The 20,258-nt window shown below is 68.0% G+C and carries 18 protein-coding genes; 8 read left to right on the top strand and 10 right to left on the bottom strand.

Annotated elements, in window-relative coordinates:
- Nucleotides 1-142: 142 nt before the first annotated feature.
- Genes CDN36_RS16445 through CDN36_RS16435 form a run of 3 tightly spaced genes read left to right on the top strand, consistent with a single transcriptional unit; the run spans nt 143 to nt 1,958 of the window.
- Nucleotides 143-352 carry a tautomerase family protein gene (locus tag CDN36_RS16445; protein ID WP_150556536.1) on the top strand — a complete coding sequence of 70 codons (210 nt, stop codon included), beginning with the start codon at nt 143-145 and terminating at the stop codon, nt 350-352.
- Nucleotides 352-1,200, top strand: a complete 849-nt coding sequence (locus CDN36_RS16440; RefSeq protein ID WP_287497302.1) for a 2-keto-4-pentenoate hydratase — start codon at nt 352-354, stop codon at nt 1,198-1,200. The genes CDN36_RS16445 and CDN36_RS16440 overlap by 1 nt, the downstream gene beginning before the upstream one ends.
- Nucleotides 1,197-1,958 (top strand): 2-keto-4-pentenoate hydratase, encoded by a 762-nt coding sequence (locus CDN36_RS16435; RefSeq protein WP_287497301.1) that lies wholly within the window; start codon nt 1,197-1,199, stop codon nt 1,956-1,958. Before CDN36_RS16440 ends, CDN36_RS16435 begins: the two co-directional genes overlap by 4 nt.
- A 153-nt stretch (nt 1,959-2,111) precedes the next feature.
- Here CDN36_RS16435 and ribD read toward each other — a convergent pair whose 3' ends face one another.
- The 5 genes from ribD to hemL form a co-directional block, all read right to left on the bottom strand.
- Nucleotides 2,112-3,209 carry a bifunctional diaminohydroxyphosphoribosylaminopyrimidine deaminase/5-amino-6-(5-phosphoribosylamino)uracil reductase RibD gene (gene ribD, locus CDN36_RS16430; RefSeq protein WP_287497300.1) on the bottom strand — a complete coding sequence of 366 codons (1,098 nt, stop codon included), beginning with the start codon at nt 3,207-3,209 and terminating at the stop codon, nt 2,112-2,114.
- 6 nt (nt 3,210-3,215) lie between these two features.
- On the bottom strand, nt 3,216-3,755 hold the full coding sequence (locus CDN36_RS16425; RefSeq protein ID WP_287497299.1) for a TPM domain-containing protein: 540 nt from the start codon (nt 3,753-3,755) through the stop codon (nt 3,216-3,218).
- 5 nt (nt 3,756-3,760) lie between these two features.
- Nucleotides 3,761-4,816, bottom strand: coding sequence for a TPM domain-containing protein (locus tag CDN36_RS16420; protein ID WP_287497298.1), 1,056 nt, complete (start codon nt 4,814-4,816; stop codon nt 3,761-3,763).
- A 10-nt stretch (nt 4,817-4,826) separates the two neighbouring features.
- Nucleotides 4,827-5,441 carry a LemA family protein gene (locus tag CDN36_RS16415; protein WP_287497297.1) on the bottom strand — a complete coding sequence of 205 codons (615 nt, stop codon included), beginning with the start codon at nt 5,439-5,441 and terminating at the stop codon, nt 4,827-4,829.
- A gap of 73 nt (nt 5,442-5,514) precedes the next feature.
- Nucleotides 5,515-6,819, bottom strand: a complete 1,305-nt coding sequence (gene hemL, locus CDN36_RS16410; protein ID WP_150556542.1) for a glutamate-1-semialdehyde 2,1-aminomutase — start codon at nt 6,817-6,819, stop codon at nt 5,515-5,517.
- Between the two features lie 285 nt (nt 6,820-7,104).
- On the opposite strand from hemL, the gene rnk reads away from it, so the two are divergent.
- Complete coding sequence (gene rnk / locus CDN36_RS16405; RefSeq protein ID WP_150556543.1) at nt 7,105-7,530, top strand: nucleoside diphosphate kinase regulator; 426 nt, start codon at nt 7,105-7,107, stop codon at nt 7,528-7,530.
- Nucleotides 7,531-7,744: 214 nt separating this feature from the next.
- On the opposite strand, the gene CDN36_RS16400 is transcribed toward rnk, so the two are convergent.
- Nucleotides 7,745-8,488, bottom strand: coding sequence for a phosphatase PAP2 family protein (locus tag CDN36_RS16400; RefSeq protein ID WP_287497296.1), 744 nt, complete (start codon nt 8,486-8,488; stop codon nt 7,745-7,747).
- Between the two features lie 812 nt (nt 8,489-9,300).
- On the opposite strand from CDN36_RS16400, the gene mgtA reads away from it, so the two are divergent.
- Nucleotides 9,301-12,054 (top strand): magnesium-translocating P-type ATPase, encoded by a 2,754-nt coding sequence (gene mgtA, locus CDN36_RS16395; RefSeq protein ID WP_287497295.1) that lies wholly within the window; start codon nt 9,301-9,303, stop codon nt 12,052-12,054.
- Here the strand turns inward: mgtA and CDN36_RS16390 are convergent.
- The 4 genes from CDN36_RS16390 to edd all read right to left on the bottom strand — a co-directional run bounded on the left by CDN36_RS16390 (nt 12,005) and on the right by edd (nt 15,863).
- Nucleotides 12,005-12,538 carry a helix-turn-helix domain-containing protein gene (locus CDN36_RS16390; protein ID WP_287497294.1) on the bottom strand — a complete coding sequence of 178 codons (534 nt, stop codon included), beginning with the start codon at nt 12,536-12,538 and terminating at the stop codon, nt 12,005-12,007. The two genes, mgtA and CDN36_RS16390, sit on opposite strands and share 50 nt — an antisense overlap.
- Nucleotides 12,539-12,581: 43 nt before the next feature.
- Nucleotides 12,582-13,463 carry a 4-hydroxy-tetrahydrodipicolinate synthase gene (gene dapA, locus CDN36_RS16385; RefSeq protein ID WP_287497293.1) on the bottom strand — a complete coding sequence of 294 codons (882 nt, stop codon included), beginning with the start codon at nt 13,461-13,463 and terminating at the stop codon, nt 12,582-12,584.
- 59 nt (nt 13,464-13,522) lie between these two features.
- Nucleotides 13,523-13,882, bottom strand: a complete 360-nt coding sequence (locus CDN36_RS16380; protein ID WP_287497292.1) for a hypothetical protein — start codon at nt 13,880-13,882, stop codon at nt 13,523-13,525.
- Between the two features lie 118 nt (nt 13,883-14,000).
- Nucleotides 14,001-15,863 (bottom strand): phosphogluconate dehydratase, encoded by a 1,863-nt coding sequence (gene edd, locus CDN36_RS16375; RefSeq protein ID WP_287497291.1) that lies wholly within the window; start codon nt 15,861-15,863, stop codon nt 14,001-14,003.
- A 255-nt stretch (nt 15,864-16,118) separates the two neighbouring features.
- Here edd and zwf point away from each other — a divergent pair, with 255 nt between their 5' ends.
- The 3 genes from zwf (at nt 16,119) to CDN36_RS16360 (ending at nt 20,190) form a co-directional block, all read left to right on the top strand.
- Complete coding sequence (zwf, locus tag CDN36_RS16370; RefSeq protein ID WP_287497290.1) at nt 16,119-17,597, top strand: glucose-6-phosphate dehydrogenase; 1,479 nt, start codon at nt 16,119-16,121, stop codon at nt 17,595-17,597.
- Between the two features lie 66 nt (nt 17,598-17,663).
- Complete coding sequence (pgl, locus tag CDN36_RS16365; protein ID WP_150556550.1) at nt 17,664-18,341, top strand: 6-phosphogluconolactonase; 678 nt, start codon at nt 17,664-17,666, stop codon at nt 18,339-18,341.
- Nucleotides 18,319-20,190 carry a bifunctional transcriptional regulator/glucokinase gene (locus tag CDN36_RS16360; protein ID WP_287497289.1) on the top strand — a complete coding sequence of 624 codons (1,872 nt, stop codon included), beginning with the start codon at nt 18,319-18,321 and terminating at the stop codon, nt 20,188-20,190. The genes pgl and CDN36_RS16360 overlap by 23 nt, the downstream gene beginning before the upstream one ends.
- The last annotated feature ends 68 nt before the right edge of the window (nt 20,191-20,258 follow it).

Genomic DNA, 20,258 nt, shown 5'->3' with positions numbered 1-20,258 from the left:
CGCGCCACAGCGGCGCAATGCCGCCAAACTCGATACCGAAATGGTATCGCAATTGGGAAATTTGGTATTGGACGGTATCCTGCCGCTCGCGCATCATGGAGCGACGACGTTGCTCCATTCGGCATTTTCAGGGGACAGAATCATGCCAATCGTACATATCAATCTGGTGGAGGGTCGCGACGACGCCACCGTGAAGGCCTGCGTGAAGGCCGTGGCGCGCACCGTGCACGAAACGCTCGGGGCGCCGCTCGAGTCGATCCGCGTGTACGCCACGCAGGTGCCGGCCGCGCACTGGGCCGTCGGCGAGCGCACCAAGGACGAGCCGGCCGCGCCGGCCAGGGCGGGTGCGTGATGGCCGCCCAAACGCAAACCTCACAAGCCGCGCCGCGCGAGGCCGCCACGCAGGCGCGCCTGCAGCAGGCTGCCGACGCGCTGCTCGAGGCCGAGCGCTCGCATCGGTTCATCGCACCGTTGCGCGACACGTATGCGCCGCTCACCATCGAAGACGCCTACGCCATCCAGCGCATCAACACCGAGCGCCGTCTGGCCGCCGGGCGCCGCATCGTCGGCTGCAAGATCGGCCTCACGTCGGTCGCCGTGCAGAAGCAACTGGGTGTCGACCAACCCGATTTCGGCATGCTGTTCGACGACATGGGCTATGGGGACGGGGAGCCGATTCCCGCGTCGATTCTCACGCAGCCGAAGATCGAAGCCGAGATCGCGTTCGTGATCGGCCGCGATCTGAACGTCGAAAACCCGGGGCAGCTCGACGTACTGAACGCCATCGACTACGCGTTGCCGGCGCTCGAAATCGTGGGCAGCCGCGTGGCCGACTGGAACATCCGCATTACCGACACGATCGCGGACAACGCGTCTTCGTCCGCGTATGTGCTCGGCAACACGCCCAGGAAGCTCTCGGAATTCGACGCTCGCATGTGCGGCATGGTGCTCGAGCGCCGCGGCGAGCCCGTCTCGGTCGGCGCGGGCGCGGCCTGTCTGGGCAGCCCGATCAACGCCGTGGTGTGGCTTGCCCGCACGATGGCCGCCGTCGGCACGCCGCTCAAGGCGGGCGACCTCGTGCTCTCGGGCGCACTCGGCCCGATGGCGGCGGTGACGCCCGGCGACATCTTCGAGACCCGTATCAACGGCCTGGGATCGGTCCGCGCCGTCTTTGAACCTGCCAGCGAGGCTGCACGATGAGCCACATCCAAGACTACGCCAAGCTGCTCGACGACGCGGCCCGTTTCGCCCACGAAGTCGAGCAGTTCGACACCGACAACCGTCTGTCGCTCGAGGACGCCTATGCCATTCAGAAGGCGTCGCTCGCGCGCCGTGCCGAGCGCGGCGAGACGCGTGTCGGCGTGAAGATGGGCTTCACCAGCCGCGCAAAGATGATTCAGATGGGGCTCTCCGACGTCATCTGGGGGCGCCTGACTTCGGGCATGCAGGTCGAAGAGGGCACCGCCATCGATTTCAAGCGCTACGTGCATCCGCGCGTGGAACCGGAGATCGCGTTCATCCTGAACAAGCCGCTTGAAGGCAACGTCACCGGTCCGCAGGCGCTGGCGGCGGTCGAGGCGATCGCACCGGCCATCGAGATCATCGACTCGCGTTACAAGGACTTCAAGTTCACCCTGCCCGAGGTGATCGCGGACAATGCGTCGTCGAGCGGCTTCGTGATCGGCGCCTGGCACAGCCCGCACGTCGATTTCTCGAATCTGGGGCTTGCGATGACGATCAACGGCCGCACGGTGCAGGTCGGCTCCACGGCGGCGCTGCTCGGCCACCCGCTGCGCTCGCTGGTGGCGGCGGCGCGGCTGTCGGCCGCGGCCGGCGAGCCGTTGCAGGCCGGGTGGATCGTGATGGCGGGCGGCGCTACGCCGGCCGAATACATCCAGCCGGGGCAGTACGTGTGCGTGGAGATGGAGACGCTCGGTCGCGTGGGTTTTCACGTCTGAGCGCGAGGCGCGGATGAGCGGCCGCGCAGCGGGCGGCCGCCGCGAAGGACGGCGGGGTGTGCCGGGCGGCGCACGCATTTTCCATGTTTTCCGCGTCTTGCACTTTCCCGTTCGCGGCGAGGCAGCCCTCCGGCGCGCTAGCCGCAACGTCACTTACTGGCGGCGAAAACGCGCCATGATGCGCAGGTCCTCTTCGATCATGCGCACGTCGGTGAAGGACAACGCGAGCTTGTCGTCGAGCGAGCTCAGCGCGGGCAGGTTGAACATGCCTTGCGCGTCGCCCACGAGGCAGGGGGCAAGATAGGCCAGCAGCTCGTCCACGCAGTGCTCGCGCAGCAGCGAGCCATTGAGCTTGAAGCCGGCCTCCACGTGAATCTCGTTGAGCTGGCGCTCGCCGAGCGCGCGCAGCAGCGCCGGCAGTTCGACCTTGCCGTTCGCATTGGGCAGGTCGAGCACTTCCACGCCGAGCTGGCGCAGACGCGCGGCACGTTCGGCGTCGCCGTTCGCGCACACGACCAGCGCATTGCCGTCCTTGAGAACCCTGGCGGACGGGGAGATGTCGAGCCGCGAGTCCACGACGATGCGCAGGGGCTGACGCGTGGTTTGCACTTCGCGCACCGTGAGCGCCGGATCGTCCTCGCGCACGGTGCCGATGCCGGTGAGGATCGCGCACGCGCGTGCACGCCATGCGTGGCCATCGGCGCGCGCCGCCGGCCCGGTGAGCCACTGGCTCACGCCGTTGTGCAGCGCCGTCTTGCCGTCGAGGCTTGCCGCGACTTTCATGCGGACCCACGGCGTGCCGCGCGTCATGCGCGCGACGAAGCCGATGTTCATCTCGCGTGCTTCCTGTTCCAGCAGACCGCAGCGCACCTCGATGCCGGCCTCGCGCAGCATCGCGAGACCGCGCCCGGCCACCAGCGGATTCGGGTCCTCCATGGCCGCAATCACGCGTTTGACGCCCGCTTCGATCAATCCTTTCGCGCACGGCGGCGTGCGGCCGTAGTGGCTGCACGGCTCGAGCGTGACGTAGGCGGTCGCGCCACGCAGCGCTTCGCCGCGCACGCGGGCGTCCTTCATTGCCTGCACCTCGGCGTGGTCCTGGCCGGCGGGCTGAGTGAAGCCTTCGCCGATCACACGCCCGTCCTGCACGATGACGCAGCCCACGCGCGGGTTCGGCGAGGTCGTGAACATCGCGCGCTCGGCCAGCGCCAGCGCGCGGCGCATATAGGCAAAATCCTGGTCAGAAAACATGAGGCGTCAGATCATCAGCGGCCGGTCGGTCAGGGCATTGTCCGACTCGGCGCCGGCGTGAGCCGGCAGGGATTCGCGCGCAATGCCGCGCAGGGTGTCGAGAGCGCCGAGCACGCTCTCCACATAGCGTTCGTCACGGAAGCCGGCGCTCATCTGCGCGACGACGGCATCCCATTTCCGGGCGGGCACCAGCGCGTTGACGCCCTTGTCGGCCACTAGCTCGATATCGTGGTCCGCGACGTTGATATACAGCAGTATGCCCGTGCGCTCGCCGGTGTGCGCAATGCCCAGCTGGCGAAACAGATGCACGGCGCGCTGCCGGCAGCTCTGGCCTTGCCACACCGCCGCGAGCGGCATGGCCGCCTCGATGACCAGACGGATCTCGCAGCGGTGCTCGCGCTCGGACGCGCGGATCGCGGCTTCCAGCGCGTCGAGCGCCTTGTCGGGAAAAAGCCAGCGGGCGTGGGCGCGCCAGGTGCCAAAATGGCGCAGCCAGCGTGAGATGTCGTGTGGCTTGTGCTGCATCGCGATTGCCTCGTGTGTCATGGCCGTCACCAGTTCCCGGACGAGCCGCCGCCGTCGAAGCCGCCACCGCCGCCGCCGCCGAAACCGCCGCCACCGCCGCCGCCGCCGCCACCGAAGCCACCGAAGCCACCGTCGCCACCGCCGCGCCCCCAGCCGCCAAATCCGCCCAAGCCGCCCCCCAGGCCGGTCCCGAAGCCGCCCGCGCCGATGCGGCCGCGCTGGCCGGTGAGCACGCGCGAGCGCGGGTCGTTCAGGTCGGCGCCGGGCAGCCCCGGCCCTCGGAAGCGCCGACGGCTCTCCATGAGCACCACCATGCCGATGATGAAGACAATGAAGAGCAGCGGCAGGAAGTCGGACAGATCGCCGTGCGGCGCGCGCGTCGACGGCAGGTTCGGCGCCGGCAGCGCCTCGTTGTTCATGGCCGCCTGCACCGCTGCGACGCCGGCGGCGAGGCCGCCGAAGAAGTCGCCGCTGCGCAAGCGCGGCGCCATCACGTCACGCAGGATCCGGCCGGCGATCGCGTCGGTGAGCGAGCCCTGCACGCCGCGTCCGACCTCGATGCGCATCTTGCGCAAGTCATTCGGATTGTCCTTCGCGATGAGCAGGATGACGCCGTCGTCCACGCCCTTGCGCCCGGCCTTCCATGCGTCCGCCACGCGGATGCTGTACTGGTCGATGGTCTGGGGCGCGGTCGTCGGCACCATCAGGATGAAGATCTGGCTGCCGCGCTGCTGCTCGTATTGCGCGAGCTGGGTCTCGAGCGCGTTGCGCTGCTCGGCCGTGAGCGTGCCCGTCAGGTCGGTGACGCGCGCGGTGAGGGCGGGCACGGCCACCCCTTCCTCGGCGCTGGCGGGCAGCGCGAACCAGCACAGGCATGCCAGCAGCACGGCATAGAGCGCACCAAGGCAGGCGCCAAGGAGCGAACCAGACGACGAACCGGGCGACGAACCGGGCGACGCGCCGAGCGGTGCGCGGCGTGCCAGCCTTGGCGCCGGCACGTCCGTGCGCGGCCGACCCAGCCGGTGCGGCAGGTGCGCCGCGGCGGGCGAGGACGATGACCGGAACAGCGCAACGGCGGCCATGGCGCGACTCTCAGAACTTGACCGTCGGCGCCGTCGAGATGGCTTTCTCGTTCTCGACCGTGAAGTTCGGCTTCGGTCCGTAGCCGAACATCTTGGCGGTCAGATTGTTCGGGAATTGGCGCACGTACACGTTGTAGTCCTGCACCGACTGGATGTAGCGATTGCGCGCTACCGTGATGCGGTTCTCCGTGCCTTCGAGCTGCGACTGCAGATCCCGGAACAGGCCGTCGGCCTTCAGGTTCGGGTAGTTCTCCGACACGGCCATCAGGCGCGAGAGCGCGCCCGAGAGTTCGCCCTGAGCCTGCTGGAATTTCTTGAATGCTTCGGGATCGTTGAGCGTCTCCGGCGTGACGGTGATCCTCGTCGCCTTGGCACGGGCGTTGATCACGTCGGTGAGCGTCGTTTGCTCGTGCGCCGCGTAGCCTTTCACGGTGTTCACCAGGTTGGGCACCAGATCCGCGCGCCGCTGGTACTGGTTGACCACTTCGCTCCACGCCGCCTTGACGGCTTCGTCCTTGACCTGGATTTCGTTGTACCCGCACGCGCTGAGCAGCGACGCGAGGAGTCCCATGGCGAGCCAGCGCAAGATCGACTGAGGCAGGCGGGTCGGCAGCAGCATTTGCATGATGAGTTTCCTTGTTATGGTCGAACGGAATGACCGGTAGCGGGATCGGGCGTGCGCCGCGCGCACATGACGCTCATGCGAGCGTGCGGAATGCGTCGCGCGCGGCCTCGAGGGTCGCGTCGAGGACCGCGTCGTCGTGCGCGGCCGAGACGAAGCCTGCTTCGAATGCGCTCGGTGCGAGATAGACGCCGCGATCGAGCATCGCGTGGAAGAACTTGTTGAAGCGCGCGACGTCGGAGGTCGTCACCTCGGCGAAGCTCTGCGGCACGTTCGCACGGAAGTACAGGCCGAACATGCCGCCCACGCTGTCGCCCGAGAACGGCACGCCGGCGGCCTGCGCCGCCTCGACGAGGCCTGTCACCAGTTTCGACGTGCGCTTGGCCAGATCCTCGTAGAAGCCGGGCGCCTGAATGAGCTTGAGCGTCGCGAGGCCCGCGGCGACGGCCAGCGGGTTGCCCGAGAGCGTGCCGGCCTGGTAGACGCCCCCCAGCGGCGCGAGGTGCGACATGATGTCGCGGCGTCCGCCGAAGGCCGCGGCCGGCATGCCGCCGCCGATCACTTTGCCCAGGCACGTGAGATCGGCCGTGATGCCGTAGAGCGCCTGCGCACCGCCCAGCCCGACGCGGAAACCGCACATCACTTCGTCGAAGATGAGCACGGCGCCGTGGGCCGTACACAGCTCGCGCAGCGTCTGCAGGAAATTACGCGAGCCGCGCACGAGGTTCATGTTGCCGGCCACGGGCTCGACAATCACGGCCGCGATTTCGCCGCCCTGGCCGGCGAACAGTTCGCGCAGCTGCTCGACATTGTTGTACTCGAGCACGAGCGTGTCGCGCGTGACCTCGGGCGGGACGCCGGCCGACGACGGCGCGTTGCGCGTGGAGTCGGCGAACGTGAGCAGCCCCGAGCCCGCCTTGACGAGCAGGCTGTCGGCGTGGCCGTGGTAGCAGCCTTCGAACTTCACGATCTTGTTGCGGCCGGTGAAGCCGCGTGCGAGGCGCAGCGCGCTCATCGTCGCTTCGGTGCCCGAGGACACCAGGCGCACCTGTTCGATGGACGGTACGAGACGGCAGATTTCCTCTGCCATGGTCACTTCGGCCTCGGTCGGCGCGCCGAAGCTGAAGCCTTGCGACATGGCGTGCTGCACGGCGGCGACCACTTCCGGGTGGAGATGGCCCACGATCATCGGTCCCCACGAGCCGATGTAATCGATGTAGCGCGCGCCTTCGGCGTCCCACATGTACGGGCCCTGGGCGCGGGCGATGAAGCGCGGCGTGCCGCCGACCGAGCGAAACGCGCGCACGGGCGAATTCACGCCGCCGGGAATGGTCTGCTGGGCGCGCTCGAAGAGCGCGGCATTCGTGCTGTGTTCGGACATGGTGCCTCTTTACCTGATAAGGCCGGCACGGGCGGGGCGTACAACGCGGGCGGGCGAGCCGCGGCGTCGTGCAGCGCGTTGCCGGCACGGGAAATGAAGGATGCGTCTGGCCGCCGGAGGGCGTTGCGGCGCGGCAAAAACGGCTGCGCGACGCAGGCCCGGCGGGCGGTCCCGAATGCGTCGATTCTAGCGGATGCGGCCAGAGTCCGGGACTTCTCGCGGCGCGGGCCTTCTGTTAGATTGAAGGCAATTCACTCAACGTCAAGGAAAAACAGGCCCATCGACATGTCCACCGTCAACTCGCAACGTCCTTCGATCACTGTCTCGAGCCTCGACCTCGATCGCCTCGAGGCGCTCATGGCGCAGGCGCCGCGCGCGGCATTGCCGTATGTGGAGGCACTCGAAACAGAGCTCGCCCGGGCGAGCGTCGTCGAGCCGGAGCAGATGCCGGCCGACGTCGCCACGATGAATTCGGTGGTGCGCTATCGCGATCTGGCCACGCAGCAGGAGCATCGCGTGACGCTGGTCTATCCGCAGCATCTCGCGAACACGGAGAACGGTATTTCGGTGTTGGCGCCGGTGGGCAGCGCGCTGCTCGGATTGCGCGTCGGCCAATCGATTCACTGGCAAGTGCCGGGCGGTCATCGCATCGAGCTCGAACTGCTCGGCATCGACTACCAGCCCGAAGCCGCCGGCGAATACCACCGCTGATTTCCCTCCTGGCAACGCCATTGGGAGATTCGGATCTCCCGAGTCTCCCAACCTCCCGCCCCCTCAGCCGTTTCGCGACACCTTCGCGCCGCTCCCGGCAAATTCCTGACAAGGCTTCAGACAATCTTCGGCAGATCGACGACCGGTCCGGTATTGGCGAGCATTGGCGGGCATTGGCGGGCATTGGCGGGCATTGGCGCCTGGGCGCTTCGCGTCATCGACGCAGCCAGCCGCGCGCGATCGGCCAGGCCAGCAGGCGGCGGTAGACGCCTTCGAGCACGGCGGCGGCAATGCGGCTCGTCTCGCGCGCGGCGCCCGTGCGCATGACGAGCGCGGCGACGATCGACACGCACAGCCCGCCGAGCATGTCGATCGGCCAATGCACGCCAAGATAGACGCGCGCCCAGCACACGGGCAGGGCGCAGAGCAGCACGAGCTTGCCGAGCATACGGGGCGTTCGCGCCACGGTGCCCATCAGCACGAACGCCGAGGTGAACATGATCGACGCGTGATTGCTCGGAAACGCGCTCGTCGGCGCATGCGCCAGCAGGTTCGTGCCGAGGCCGACGACGAACGGACGCGGCTCGAACCACGCCAGCCCGATGACGAAGTTGATCAGCAGCACCAGCGCCACGCCGAGCAGGCCATGCACGGCTCCTTCGCGATCGCGCCCGCCGGCGAGCCACAGCGTGACGAGCCCGGCCGGGAGCAGCAGGATCAGGTACTTGGCGAGGAATACGGCGATGGCCAGTTCGCCTTCGCTGACGTTGGGCGAGGCGTTGATGGCCAGAAAGACGGCGCGGTTGAGCGATTCCATGAGTTCCGGAGCGATGCCGGCCGCGGGGCCGCCATACCGTCCGGCAGCATGGGGCTTCACGCGCGATGCCGGCGTATCGACGGCCGCCGGCAGGCGGTTGATGACGAAAACGTGACAGATTCTGACTGAGTCGCCGCGCACTGCAAAGTTTCCATTGTCATCATTTTGTAACACCTTGAATTGTCACTTTTCTTTCGACGCACTCGAGGGTAGAATCGCGCCGTCATAGCTCTCAGGAGATCCTTCCGTGGACAGTTGTTCTAGTGGTAGTTGCCGGTCGACGCAGGTCGACACCACCACCGCGAGTTAGTCCCCGGGATTTCCCCGCCGCTGACTCGCATAGCCGGGTTGGCGCGCACCTCTGATGTTCGTCTCGAGTTCGCCTCAAGTCCGTCGCGGATTGTCTCGATTCGCGGATTTCGCTGATTCCTCTGGCCTTCGCGCGCCTGGCGCGCGGCGACGCGCCGGATCGCAGACGTTCATCGTTCGTAGCACGCTCCCTAACCAGTTTTACGTTTGCCGCACGGGCGACTCGGCCGTGCGCATGCGCTTGCTGTCCGACCGTTCGCCCCGGGTCAGATGATCCGGGCGGCGGCGGCGACCGCCCGCGCATGATGCGCGCCGGGCGCGACGCCGTGAGGCCGGGAGATTCGTCGTGTTCCGTTATTCCATGACCCTTCGCGCGGGCAATCCGCAAGCCCTCATGCTGCCGGCCGAGTGTCTGCATCACTATCGCGTCGGTGCGCCCCCCGAAGCTGGCGAGGCGCGGGGCGAGCGTGGCCGGGGCTGGGGCGGTCTTGGCCCTCTTGATCGTCTCGGTCGTCCCGGTCGTCTCGGTCGGTGGCTGCGCGCGCAGGTCCGTCGCGCGAAAGCGACCCGCTGACACACCGTTTCATGACTTTGGCGAGGCGCGGCCGACGCGCCCGCCTCGCATTTCCTCAAGGATGTATCCGATGCAACAAGCTCTCACCCTCGGCGAGCGTTTCATCGCGGTGCTGGGCGCGCGCCTTGGCCTGCGCCTTTTCCGCCGCGGCGACATGCTCGAAACCCTCGATGCGCCGAATGCCGGCCACCTGGCACCACCCGGTCTGCCCGGTCTGCTCGATGCCGCGCGCGAGACCGGCCCGGATCTGCTCGCGCGCCTGGGCACGACCCGCCAGGGCCTGTCCGACGACGAAGCCGCGAGCGTGCGCGCGCACGTTGGCACCAACGAAGTGGAGCACGAGAAGCCTCTGCCGTGGTGGCGTCATCTGTTCCAGTGCTATCGCAATCCGTTCAACCTGCTGCTCTCGGCGCTGGCCGCCGTGTCCTATGCGACCGACGACACCGAGGGAACGATCATCATCTCGTCGATGGTGATCATTTCCACGGTGTTGCGGTTCATGCAGGAGGCGCGCTCGAACAAGGCGGCGGAAAAGCTCAAGGCGATGGTGAGCACCACCGCGACCGTGCTGCGCCGCGAAGCGCTGAGCGGTGCGACCGCAGGGCTCGACAATGTGCGGCACCTGGGCCGCATGGGGCGCGAGATTGCGCTCGCGCAGCTCGTGCCCGGGGACATCGTGCTGCTCGCGGCGGGCGACATGATCCCGGCGGACGTGCGCATTCTCGCGGCCAAAGACCTGTTCGTCTCGCAGTCGGCGCTCACCGGCGAAGCGCTGCCGGTGGAAAAATTCGCGCATGCGGGCGAGGGCAGCGTTGGCGACAATCCGCTCACCTACGACAATCTCGCATTCATGGGCACCAACGTGGTGAGCGGCTCGGCCACGGCGGTCGTGGTGGCGACGGGCGCGCGCACCTTCTTCGGCTCGCTCGCCCAGCGCGTGACGGCGCAGCGTCCGGCCGTCACGTCGTTCCAGCAAGGCGTCAATCGCGTCTCGTGGGTGCTGATCCGCTTCATGCTGGTCATGACGCCGATCGTGCTGGTCGTCAACGGCCTCACCAAACACGACTGGCTCGAAGCGTCGCTCTTCGCGCTGTCGGTGGCCGTGGGTCTCACGCCCGAGATGCTGCCGATGATCGTGACCGCCACGCTCGCCAAGGGCGCGGTGGTGCTCTCGCGCAAGAAAGTCATCGTCAAGCGGCTCGACGCGATCCAGAACTTCGGCGCCATGGACGTGCTGTGCACCGACAAGACCGGCACCCTCACGCAGGATCGCATCTGCCTGGAGCGCCACACCGACGTGTGGGGCCACGCCAGCGAAGACGTGCTCGAGTACGCCTACCTGAACAGTTTCTACCAGACCGGTCTGAAGAACCTGCTCGACGTGGCCGTGCTCGATCACGCCGAGCTGCACCAGCGTCTGGACGTGGTGAACCGCTATCGCAAGATCGACGAGATTCCGTTCGACTTCGAGCGCCGTCGCATGTCGGTCGTCGTGAGCGAGAACGGCGAGCATCACGAGCTCATCTGCAAGGGCGCCGTCGAGGAAGTGATGGCGGTGTGCAACCGTGTGCAGCACGGCGCGAACGTCGAGCCGCTCACACCGGACGTGCTCGCCCGCCTGCGTCGGGTAACCGCGGACCTGAACGCCGAAGGCCTGCGCGTGGTAGCGGTGGCCACCCGCCATCTGCCGCCCGTGCGCGAGCGCTACAGCGTTGCCGACGAGCGCGAACTGGTGCTCGTGGGCTACATCGCGTTCCTCGATCCGCCCAAGGAGTCGACCGCACCGGCGCTCCAGGCGCTGGCGGCTTGCGGTGTCGACGTGAAGGTGCTCACGGGCGACAACGACCTCGTGACCGTCAAGGTGTGCCGAGAAGTGGGGCTTGCGGTGACCGGCTGCGTGCTCGGCGATGAGATCGAATCGATGAGCGACACCGAACTGGCCCGCACTGTGGAGCGCGCCAACGTGTTCGCGAAGCTCACGCCGGCCCACAAGGAGCGCATCGTGCACATGCTGCGCGCGAACGGCCACGTGGTGGGCTTCATGGGCGACGGCATCAACGACGCGCCGGCACTGCGCGCGGCGGACATCGGCATTTCCGTGGACACGGCGGTGGATATCGCGAAGGAAGCGGCCGATCTGATCCTGCTGGAAAAGAGTCTGATGGTGCTGGAGCAGGGGGTGATCGAAGGGCGTCGCACCTTCGCGAACATGCTCAAGTACATCAAGATGACGGCCAGCTCGAACTTCGGCAATGTCTTCTCGGTGCTGATCGCCAGCGCCTTCCTGCCGTTCCTGCCGATGCTGCCGCTGCAGCTGCTCACGCAAAACCTGCTCTACGACCTGTCGCAGACGACGATCCCGTTCGATAACGTCGACCCCGAGCAGCTCATGCGCCCGCAGCAATGGAACCCGGCCGACCTGTCGCGCTTCATGGTGTTCTTCGGGCCGATCAGCTCGATTTTCGACGTACTGACGTTCGTGGCGATGTGGCATCTGTTCGGCGCGAACGGCGCCGCGCACCAGAGCCTGTTCCAGTCGGGCTGGTTCGTCGAGGGCCTGCTCTCGCAGACGCTCATCGTGCACCTGATTCGCACGCGCCGCATCCCGTTCGTGCAAAGCCGCGCCGCGTGGCCGCTCCTGCTCATGACCGGCGCGGTGATGCTGATCGGCGTGATGCTGCCGCTCTCGCCGTTCGCCGAGACGTTCCGGCTGCAGGCGCTGCCGCTCGCGTACTTCCCGATGCTCGCCGCGATCCTGCTCGCCTACGCGGTACTCACGCAGATGATGAAGGGCATGTTCGCGCGTCGCTTCGGGTGGCAGTAACGCGCGAGCGCCGGTTCGGCGACACGGCGATGTCGAGCGCCGCGTAGAGCTCGTCGAGCGCCTCGCGCGTGCCGACGAGCCGCGCGGTGACCTCGCCCGTGAGGTCCGTGACGACGCTCACGAGCATTTCCTGGCGCGTTTGGGCCTGACACGCCTCGCGTGCGGCCACGAAGCGCGTGGCGGTGAGCGCGGCGAGGGTGGCGAAGCGCTCGGCCTGCACGAGCCCGTTGATCCGAAAGACGGGCTGTGCCGCCCCCGGGGCGCGCGGTGCGAGGCGCACGTGCGTGCCGTCGCTGACCGCGCCGAGCGCGGCAAGCAGCCTGTCACGGGACGAAGCGCCCAGCACGCAGCGCTCGCCGTGGACCCAGCGAGAAATCGTGCTGGCGGCGATTCCGCTCGCGCAGGCGAGCCGCGCCAGCGTGGTGCCCGAGAGCTTGATGAGCAATCGGGCGACGGTGCGGTGGCGTTGATCGATGTCATCCATGGGCGAGCTCACGCAAGGGGAAGGTCGCGTGTGGCGGTGCGGCTCAAAAGGCCATCGTCACTTCGAGCTGCGCGTCGATGTCCCGGCGAAGCCCATCGGTACATGGCATGAGCGGCCGGCGCACGGCCGGCCCGCACAAGCCGAGCGAGGCGAGCGCGGCCTTGATCGCTACCGGATTCGGTTCGCTAAAGAGTCGCCGGATGAGCGGCCTCATGCCATTGAAGAGCGTCGCGGCGCGCGACAGATCGCCATCGCGCACGTACCGCACGAGCTTCAGATAGAGATCGGGGCGCACATGCGCCGCGGCCGAGATGCCGCCGGTGGCGCCGGCGCGCAGCGCGGCGAGCAGCTGCATGTCGTCGCCGCACAGCACGCGCAGCGTCGTCTGCGACGGCAGATGCACGAGCGGATGCGCGTCGCATTCCTTGATTGCGGCGAACGCGTCGTGCGATGCCAGCTCGCGAATCGTCTGCACCGCGAGCGTCACGCCGGTGCGCAGCGGTACGTTGTAGAGCACGAGCGGCTTGCGCGTGCCGGCGGCGAGCGTGCGGTAATGCCACAGAATGCCTTCCTGCGACGGACGCAGATAGTACGGTGGCGGCACGAGGTAGCCGGCAAGCGGCAAATCGTCGAGATGGCGCATCTGCCGCGCTGCATTGGCGGTGTCGGCCGCACCCACCCCGGCGAGCACCGGCGCGTGGCCGTGCGCGAGATGGCATGCGGTCTCCACGAGCCAGCGGCGTTCGTCTGGCGCGAGCAGGGCGCCTTCGCCGGTCGTGCCGGCCACCACGAAGCCGTCCACTCCCGCAGCAAGGTAGTAGTCGACCAGCCGCGCGAATGCGTTGCGATCGATGTCGGCGCCATTGGCACCGGTCATTGGAGTGACGAGCGGAATCCACACGCCCTGAAAAATGGTTGCGTTCATGGTGAGAAAAAACGGAAACGAATCGGGGCGACGCCAAAATGGGCCGGACGGCCTGGCGCTCAGGCGGCAGGCTGCCGGCGCAGCGCGCCGAATTCGGCCTCGGGCAGCGACTGCATGACCACGTGCATGGCATGCGAGGCTTGCCCGCGCGGCAACGCGATCGACACGACGGCCGCCGTGTCGCGCCGGATCGGACGGATCGTCTCGACGCGCCACGGCAGCGGCAGGCTCATCGCGAGCGTGATGGCAAGCGAGGAAACGGCGGCGCGGCTCAGCGTGATGTCCAGCGTGGCGTCAAGACGCAAGCGCGGGGAGGTCGCGCGGCGCGCCCGCATGGGCGAGGCTGGCGCATCGGGTGCACCGGGTGCATCGGGTGCATCGGGAGGTTCGAGACTGGCGCGTTCGGCAATGACGGGCATGGCGGCGTGTCGATAAAGACGGGAGTGAGGACGAAGCCAGTCTAGGGACGCGCGAATAAAAAAGGCGTCAAGATTCTTGACGCCTCGATTCCTCGATTTTGGCGGTGGCGCGGCCGTCTCAGAACGCGTCGGGATGCTGCGCGTCGCCGTATTGCGCATCATTGAAGAGCACGCACGCGCCGTGCGGCGCTGCACCGACGTTGTCGCGAAACAGTTGGAACAGGTTGCGCCACGGATCGAACGGCCGCGGCGGCACCGGCTCGGGCGCGCGGGCGGCGAGCGTGGCGTCGTCCACTTCGCAATGGAGCAGGTTCTTCTCGCAGTCGATCGAGATGATGTCCCCGTCCTGCACCCTTGCGAGCATGCCCCCGTCGTGCGCTTCGGGCGAGAGGTGAATGGCCGCCGGCACCTTGCCCGACGCTCCGGACATGCGGCCGTCGGTCACGAGCGCCACATGGTGGCCCTCGTCCTGCAGCAGGCCGAGCATCGGCATGAGCTTGTGCAGCTCGGGCATACCGTTCGCGCGCGGCCCCTGGAAACGCACCACCACGATCACGTCGCGCGTGAGCTCGCCCGCCTTGAATGCCGCCTGCGCCGATTCCTGATCGGAGAACACGCGTGCCGGTGCGCGCACTGTCCGATGCTCCGGCTTCACGGCGGACGACTTGATCACCGCCCGACCGAGGTTGCCGTGGAGCATGCGCAGGCCGCCCTCCGGCGCGAACGGGCGCGAGGCCGGCCGCACGATGGTCTCGTCGAGACTCTGTGCCGGTGCCTCCTGCCACGAGAGCACGTCGTCGCGCAGGAAGACTTCCTGCGTGTACGCGCGCAGGCCATGCCCCATGACGGTCGTCACGTTCTCGTGCAGCAGGCCGGCGTCGAGCAGCTCGCGGATCAGGAAGTTGAGCCCGCCCGCGGCGTGGAACTGGTTCACGTCGGCCTTGCCGCTCGGGTAGACATGCGCGAGCAGCGGCGTGACATTCGACAGATCGGCGAAATCCTCCCAATCGAGCAGAATGCCGCCCGCGTGCGCCATCGCCACGAGATGCAGTGTGTGGTTCGTCGAGCCGCCGGTGGCGTGAAGTCCCACCACGCCGTTCACGAAGGCGCGCTCGTCGAGAATTTGCGACGTGTTGATGCCCGACCTGGCGAGCGCCACGGCGCGCGCGGTGGCCGCCTGCGTGAGCGCGTGCCGCAGCGGCGTGTGCGGGTTGACGAACGACGCGCCGGGCAGGTGCAGGCCCATGAATTCCATGAGCATCTGATTGCTGTTGGCCGTGCCGTAGAACGTGCAGGTGCCCTGGGTATGATAGGCGGCCAGCTCGGCGTCGAGCAGCGCGGCGCGCGTAATGCGTCCGGCCGCGTATTCCTGCCGGATGCGCGACTTTTCGTCGTTCGGCAGGCCGGAGGGCATGGGGCCGGCCGGCGCGAATACGGCCGGCAGATGGCCGAACGCCTGCGCGGCGATCACGAGCCCCGGCACGATCTTGTCGCACACGCCAAGGAACATGGCGGCGTCGAACGTCTGGTGCGAGAGCGCGACGGCCGAGGCGAGCGCGATCACGTCGCGCGAGAACAGCGAGAGCTCCATGCCGGCGTAACCCTGCGTGACGCCGTCGCACATCGCCGGCACGCCGCCGGCGACCTGCGCGCTCGCGCCGTGCGCGCGCGCGGCGGACTTGATGATGTCGGGAAATTCGGCGAACGGCGCGTGCGCCGAGAGCATGTCGTTGTAGGCGGTGACGATGCCGATGTTGGGCGCGCGTTCGGTGCGCAGCTTGAGACGGTCGTCGGCGGGCGCGGCGGCCATGGCGTGCGCGAGGTTGGCGCAGCCGAGCTTCTCGCGCCCGGGCTGCCCGTGCATGGCGCGCGCGACGCCTTCGAGATACGCCTGGCGGGTCGCCCGGCTGCGGCGGATGAGTCGCTCGGTCACGCGCTCTACCACGGGATGCAGCGACACGTTGTGCGAAGACTGAGTCATGGTGATTCCGGGACGTTGTGGGTCGCCCCATGCGGGTCACGCGCCCGAAGCCTGCGGCGTGTCTCGCATGCTGGCTGGGTGCGCCTTGCGCTGCATCGCCTTCGATGTAGTCAAAGCACGAGATTTTGTTGATTTGCAGTGTAGTTAAACTACAATGCAGTGTCAAAGTTGCGCTTTTCCGGTGACGCCGACCGAGTCCATCCGCGCTTTGCGCAAGCCTCGGACGCGTCTGACTGCACGGAGTCCACGCTGTCCATGAACACGCTTTCACCCTATACCTTTGTCCTCTTCGGCGCCACCGGCGATTTGTCGCTGCGCAAGGTGCTGCCGGCCCTGTTCCGGGCGTTCTGCACCGGGCAACTGGAAGCCGGCGCGCACACCGACACCGCCGGACGCATCCTGGCCGTGGCCCGCACCTCGATGGACGCCGCCGGCTATCACGCCTGGTGCGAGCAGCACGTGCGCGCGCACATCAAGCCGGACGTGTGGGACGAGCCGACGTGGAAGCGCTTTCTCGCCACCATCGATTACATGCCGCTCGATCTCGGCCGCGAGGCCGAGTTCCGGGTGCTGGCCGAGCGGCTGTCCAGGCGCCAGGGCGTGCGCATCTTCTATCTGGCGACCGGGCCGTCGCTGTTCATCCCGATCTGCGAGGGCCTGCGCAGCGCCGGGCTCAACGAGAACAGCCGCATCGTGCTCGAAAAGCCGCTCGGCAACGATCTGGCGTCCTCCGAAGGCATCAACGACGCCGTCGGCGCCATCTTCCGCGAAGACCAGATCTATCGGATCGACCACTACCTCGGAAAGGAGGCGGTGCAGAACCTGCTCGCGCTGCGGTTCGGCAACGCGATTTTCGAGCCGCTGTGGCGGCGCGAACTGATCGATAGCATTCAGATCACCATCGCCGAGGCCATTGGCGTGGAAGGGCGTGGCGAGTTCTACGAGCAGACCGGCGCGTTGCGCGACATGGTGCAGAACCACTTGCTGCAACTGCTGGCCATCGTGGCCATGGAGCCGCCGCTGTCGATGAACGCCGATGCGGTGCGCGACGAGAAGCTGCGCGTGCTGCGCTCGCTGCGGCAGATGGACGACGAGAGCGTGGCGCACAACGTCGTGCGCGGCCAGTACGGCGGCGGCGCCATCGACAAGTCCGCCGTGCCCGCCTACGTGGACGAGCCCGGCGTGCCCCCGGACAGCCAGACCGAGACGTTCGTCGCGCTCAAGGCGGAGATCGACAACTGGCGCTGGGCCGGCGTGCCGTTCTACCTGCGCACGGGCAAGCGGCTCGGCGAGCGCGTTGCGGAAATCGTCGTCAACTATCGCGCCACGCCGTACCCGCTGCTTGGCGAAGCCACCGCGCAGCCCGGCGCAAATCGTCTGGTGATCCGCCTGCAGCCCAACGAGTCGATCCGCCTGTACTGCCTCGCCAAGCAGCCGGGCGAAGGCATGAACCTGCAGACCGTACACCTCGATCTGGCGTTCGACCAGTTCTTCAAGGGGCACCGGATGGACGCCTACGAGCGGTTGCTGCTCGACGTGATCAACGGGCGTCTCGCCCTCTTCGTGCGCCGCGACGAGCAGGAGCAGGCATGGCGCTGGGTGGCGCCGATCCAGGCGTACTGGGCGCGGCAGGCCAAGGGGCCGAAGCGCTATGCCGCCGGCACGTGGGGGCCCCCGGCGGCGAGCGCATTGCTCGCGCAGTCGGGCCGATGCTGGGTGGAAGAAGAGAACTGACGCCACCCCGGCGAACGGGCCGGGGCGCACAAGGGCAAAGCCCCAAGTCTTCGGAGACGGACGCGCATGATCCGCTGGAGAACCTATCCTACGCGCGAAGCGCAGGCGCTCGCGCTGGCAAACGCCGTCGTGGCAGGCATCGACGAAGCGCTCACGATCCGGCCGCGCGCGTTGCTCGCCGTCTCGGGCGGCACGAGTCCGCGGGCGTTTCTCGCGCAACTGGCGCGCCTGCCCGTGGCGTGGCGCGACGTCGACATCACGCTGGCCGACGACCGCTGGCTGCCGCCCACGCACGAACAGAGCAACGCACGCCTGCTTGCCGAGACGCTGCTGCCCGGCGCAACGGGGGCGCGCTGGCTGCCCCTCGTCGACACGTCGAGTGCCGCCGCGCTGCACGTGCGCACGCTCAACGACACATGGACGCACGGCGTGCCTCAGATCTGCGTGCTGGGCATGGGCGAGGACGGCCATACCGCGTCCCTGTTCGCGGATGCGCCGCAGTGGCGCGAAGCGATCACCACGCGCGACAAGTTCGTGCTCGTGCAGCCGCAGCGCGCGCCGCATCTGCGCGTGTCGTGGTCGCTCGCCGCGCTTGCCTCTTGCGAGCGCCTCGTCCTGCAGATCCAGGGCCCGGCCAAGCGCGCCGTGCTCGAGGCGGCGCAGGCCGAGCCGCAGGACAACGCCATCTCCCGGTTGATTCACACTGAAGGAGTCTCGATCGATGTCTTCTGGAGTGAGACATAGTCCACCGCACGTGAGCGGCCCGCGTCTTCTGGCCGACATCGGCGGCACCAACGCCCGCTTCGCGCTCGAGATCGCGCCCGGCGAGCTCGTGGAGATCCGCGACTACGCCTGCGACGACTTCGCCGGCGTGCCCGAAGTCATCCGCGCCTATCTCGAGGACGCCGATCACGCCGAACCCGTGCAGCACGCGGCCGTCGCCATCGCCAACCCGATCGAGGGCGACGAAGTGCGCATGACCAACCGCGACTGGCACTTTTCGATCGAGGCCACGCGCCGCGCACTGCGCTTCGAGACGCTGCTCGTCGTCAACGATTTCACCGCGCTCGCCATGGCGCTGCCTTATCTGTCCGAGCACGAGAAACGCCAGGTGGGCGGCGGCGAGCCCAGGCCCAACGGCGTGCTCGGCTTGCTCGGACCGGGCACCGGCGTGGGCGTCTCCGGCCTGATTCCGGCCGGCGATCGCTGGATCGCGCTGGGGAGCGAAGGCGGGCACACGACCTTCGCGCCGGCCGACGATCGCGAGATCGACGTGCTGCGTTACGCCTGGAAGCACTTCCCGCATGTGTCCTTCGAGCGTCTGGTGGCGGGGCCGGGCATGGCGCTCGTCTATCAGGCGCTCGCCGCGCGCGAGGGGCGAGCGCTCGACGCGCTGGAGACGCCGGCGATCGTGAAGCGCGCGCACGCGGGCGATGCGCTCGCGCGCGAGACCGTCGACTGCTTCTGCGCGATGCTCGGCACGCTTGCCGGCAACGTCGCGGTGTCGCTGGGGGCGGTCGGCGGCGTGTATCTGGGCGGTGGCGTGATCCCCAAGCTCGGCGAACTGTTCGAGGCGTCGCCGTTTCGTCAACGCTTCGAAGCCAAGGGGCGCTTCGAGGCTTATCTGAAGAAGATTCCGACGTTCGTCATCACGGCCGCACACCCGGCGTTCCTCGGCACGTCTGCGATCCTTGCGGAGCAGCTCGGCTCTCACGCGGCCGGCGCGGGGGCGTTGATCGACCGGCTGCACCGGTTGCGCGATCGCCTGAGCCCGGCGGAGCAGCGCGTGGCCGACCTCACGCTCAAGCAGCCGCGCGCGCTGCTGGCCGAGCCGGTGGCGGACATCGCGCGTCTCGCACGGGTGAGTCAGCCCACCGTGATCCGTTTTTGCCGCAAGCTCGGCTGCCAGGGACTGTCCGACTTCAAGCTCAAGCTGGCGAGCGCCCTCACGGGCACGCTGCCGGTGCGTCACGGTCAGGTGCACGTGGGCGATTCGGCGGCCGAATTCAGCGCGAAGGTGCTCGACAACACCGTGTCGTCGATCCTGCAGATGCGCGAGCATCTCGACGCCCGCACCGTCGAGGCGGCGGTGACGCTGCTCGACGGCGCACGCCGCATCGAGTTCTATGGCCTCGGCAACTCGGGTGTCATCGCGCAGGACGCGCACTACAAGTTCTTCCGCTTCGGCATGCCGACCATCGCCTATGGCGACCCGTACCTGTTGCAGGCGTCGGCCGGGCTGCTCGGGGAAGGAGACGTCGTGGTTGCCATTTCGGCGTCGGGCCGTTCACCGGATCTGAATCGCGCCGTCGACATCGCGCTCAAGCGCGGTGCGAAGGTGATCGCGCTCACGGCGCGCAATTCCCCGCTGGCGCGCAAGGCAACGCTGGTGCTGCCGAACGATCACGTCGAGACGATGGGCGCGCACGTGACGATGATCGCGCGCATTCTGCACCTCGCGGCGATCGACGTACTGGCCGTCGGCGTGGCCGTGCGGCGCGCCGGACCGGGCAGCGAGGGCAGCCGGGGCGAGGGCGCGCTCGACTGGCTCGGCCATGGCAGCGGTCGCGATTCGGACGTGCAGGCCGCCTGAGTCGCCGCGTATTCCGGTGCGCGAAACACGCCGGGAACCTCCCTGAACCGGCAAGCGCCGCGAGCGGG

The organism is Pandoraea sp. CB10b_02, assembly GCF_002216225.1.
Lineage (GTDB): Bacteria > Pseudomonadota > Gammaproteobacteria > Burkholderiales > Burkholderiaceae > Pandoraea > Pandoraea nosoerga.
The sequence above is the reverse complement of the archived record's forward strand: the minus strand, read 5'-3'. Positions and strand labels throughout refer to the sequence as shown.

Bases quoted from the DNA above. Each gene is read 5' to 3' on its own strand.
- CDN36_RS16445 (WP_150556536.1), top strand. From the start codon at position 143: ATGCCAATCGTACATATCAATCTGGTGGAGGGTCGCGACGACGCCACC.
- CDN36_RS16440 (WP_287497302.1), top strand. From the start codon at position 352: ATGGCCGCCCAAACGCAAACCTCACAAGCCGCGCCGCGCGAGGCCGCC.
- CDN36_RS16435 (WP_287497301.1), top strand. From the start codon at position 1,197: ATGAGCCACATCCAAGACTACGCCAAGCTGCTCGACGACGCGGCCCGT.
- ribD (WP_287497300.1), bottom strand. From the start codon at position 3,209: ATGTTTTCTGACCAGGATTTTGCCTATATGCGCCGCGCGCTGGCGCTG.
- CDN36_RS16425 (WP_287497299.1), bottom strand. From the start codon at position 3,755: ATGACACACGAGGCAATCGCGATGCAGCACAAGCCACACGACATCTCA.
- CDN36_RS16420 (WP_287497298.1), bottom strand. From the start codon at position 4,816: ATGGCCGCCGTTGCGCTGTTCCGGTCATCGTCCTCGCCCGCCGCGGCG.
- CDN36_RS16415 (WP_287497297.1), bottom strand. From the start codon at position 5,441: ATGCAAATGCTGCTGCCGACCCGCCTGCCTCAGTCGATCTTGCGCTGG.
- hemL (WP_150556542.1), bottom strand. From the start codon at position 6,819: ATGTCCGAACACAGCACGAATGCCGCGCTCTTCGAGCGCGCCCAGCAG.
- rnk (WP_150556543.1), top strand. From the start codon at position 7,105: ATGTCCACCGTCAACTCGCAACGTCCTTCGATCACTGTCTCGAGCCTC.
- mgtA (WP_287497295.1), top strand. From the start codon at position 9,301: ATGCAACAAGCTCTCACCCTCGGCGAGCGTTTCATCGCGGTGCTGGGC.
- CDN36_RS16390 (WP_287497294.1), bottom strand. From the start codon at position 12,538: ATGGATGACATCGATCAACGCCACCGCACCGTCGCCCGATTGCTCATC.
- dapA (WP_287497293.1), bottom strand. From the start codon at position 13,463: ATGAACGCAACCATTTTTCAGGGCGTGTGGATTCCGCTCGTCACTCCA.
- CDN36_RS16380 (WP_287497292.1), bottom strand. From the start codon at position 13,882: ATGCCCGTCATTGCCGAACGCGCCAGTCTCGAACCTCCCGATGCACCC.
- edd (WP_287497291.1), bottom strand. From the start codon at position 15,863: ATGACTCAGTCTTCGCACAACGTGTCGCTGCATCCCGTGGTAGAGCGC.
- zwf (WP_287497290.1), top strand. From the start codon at position 16,119: ATGAACACGCTTTCACCCTATACCTTTGTCCTCTTCGGCGCCACCGGC.
- pgl (WP_150556550.1), top strand. From the start codon at position 17,664: ATGATCCGCTGGAGAACCTATCCTACGCGCGAAGCGCAGGCGCTCGCG.
- CDN36_RS16360 (WP_287497289.1), top strand. From the start codon at position 18,319: ATGTCTTCTGGAGTGAGACATAGTCCACCGCACGTGAGCGGCCCGCGT.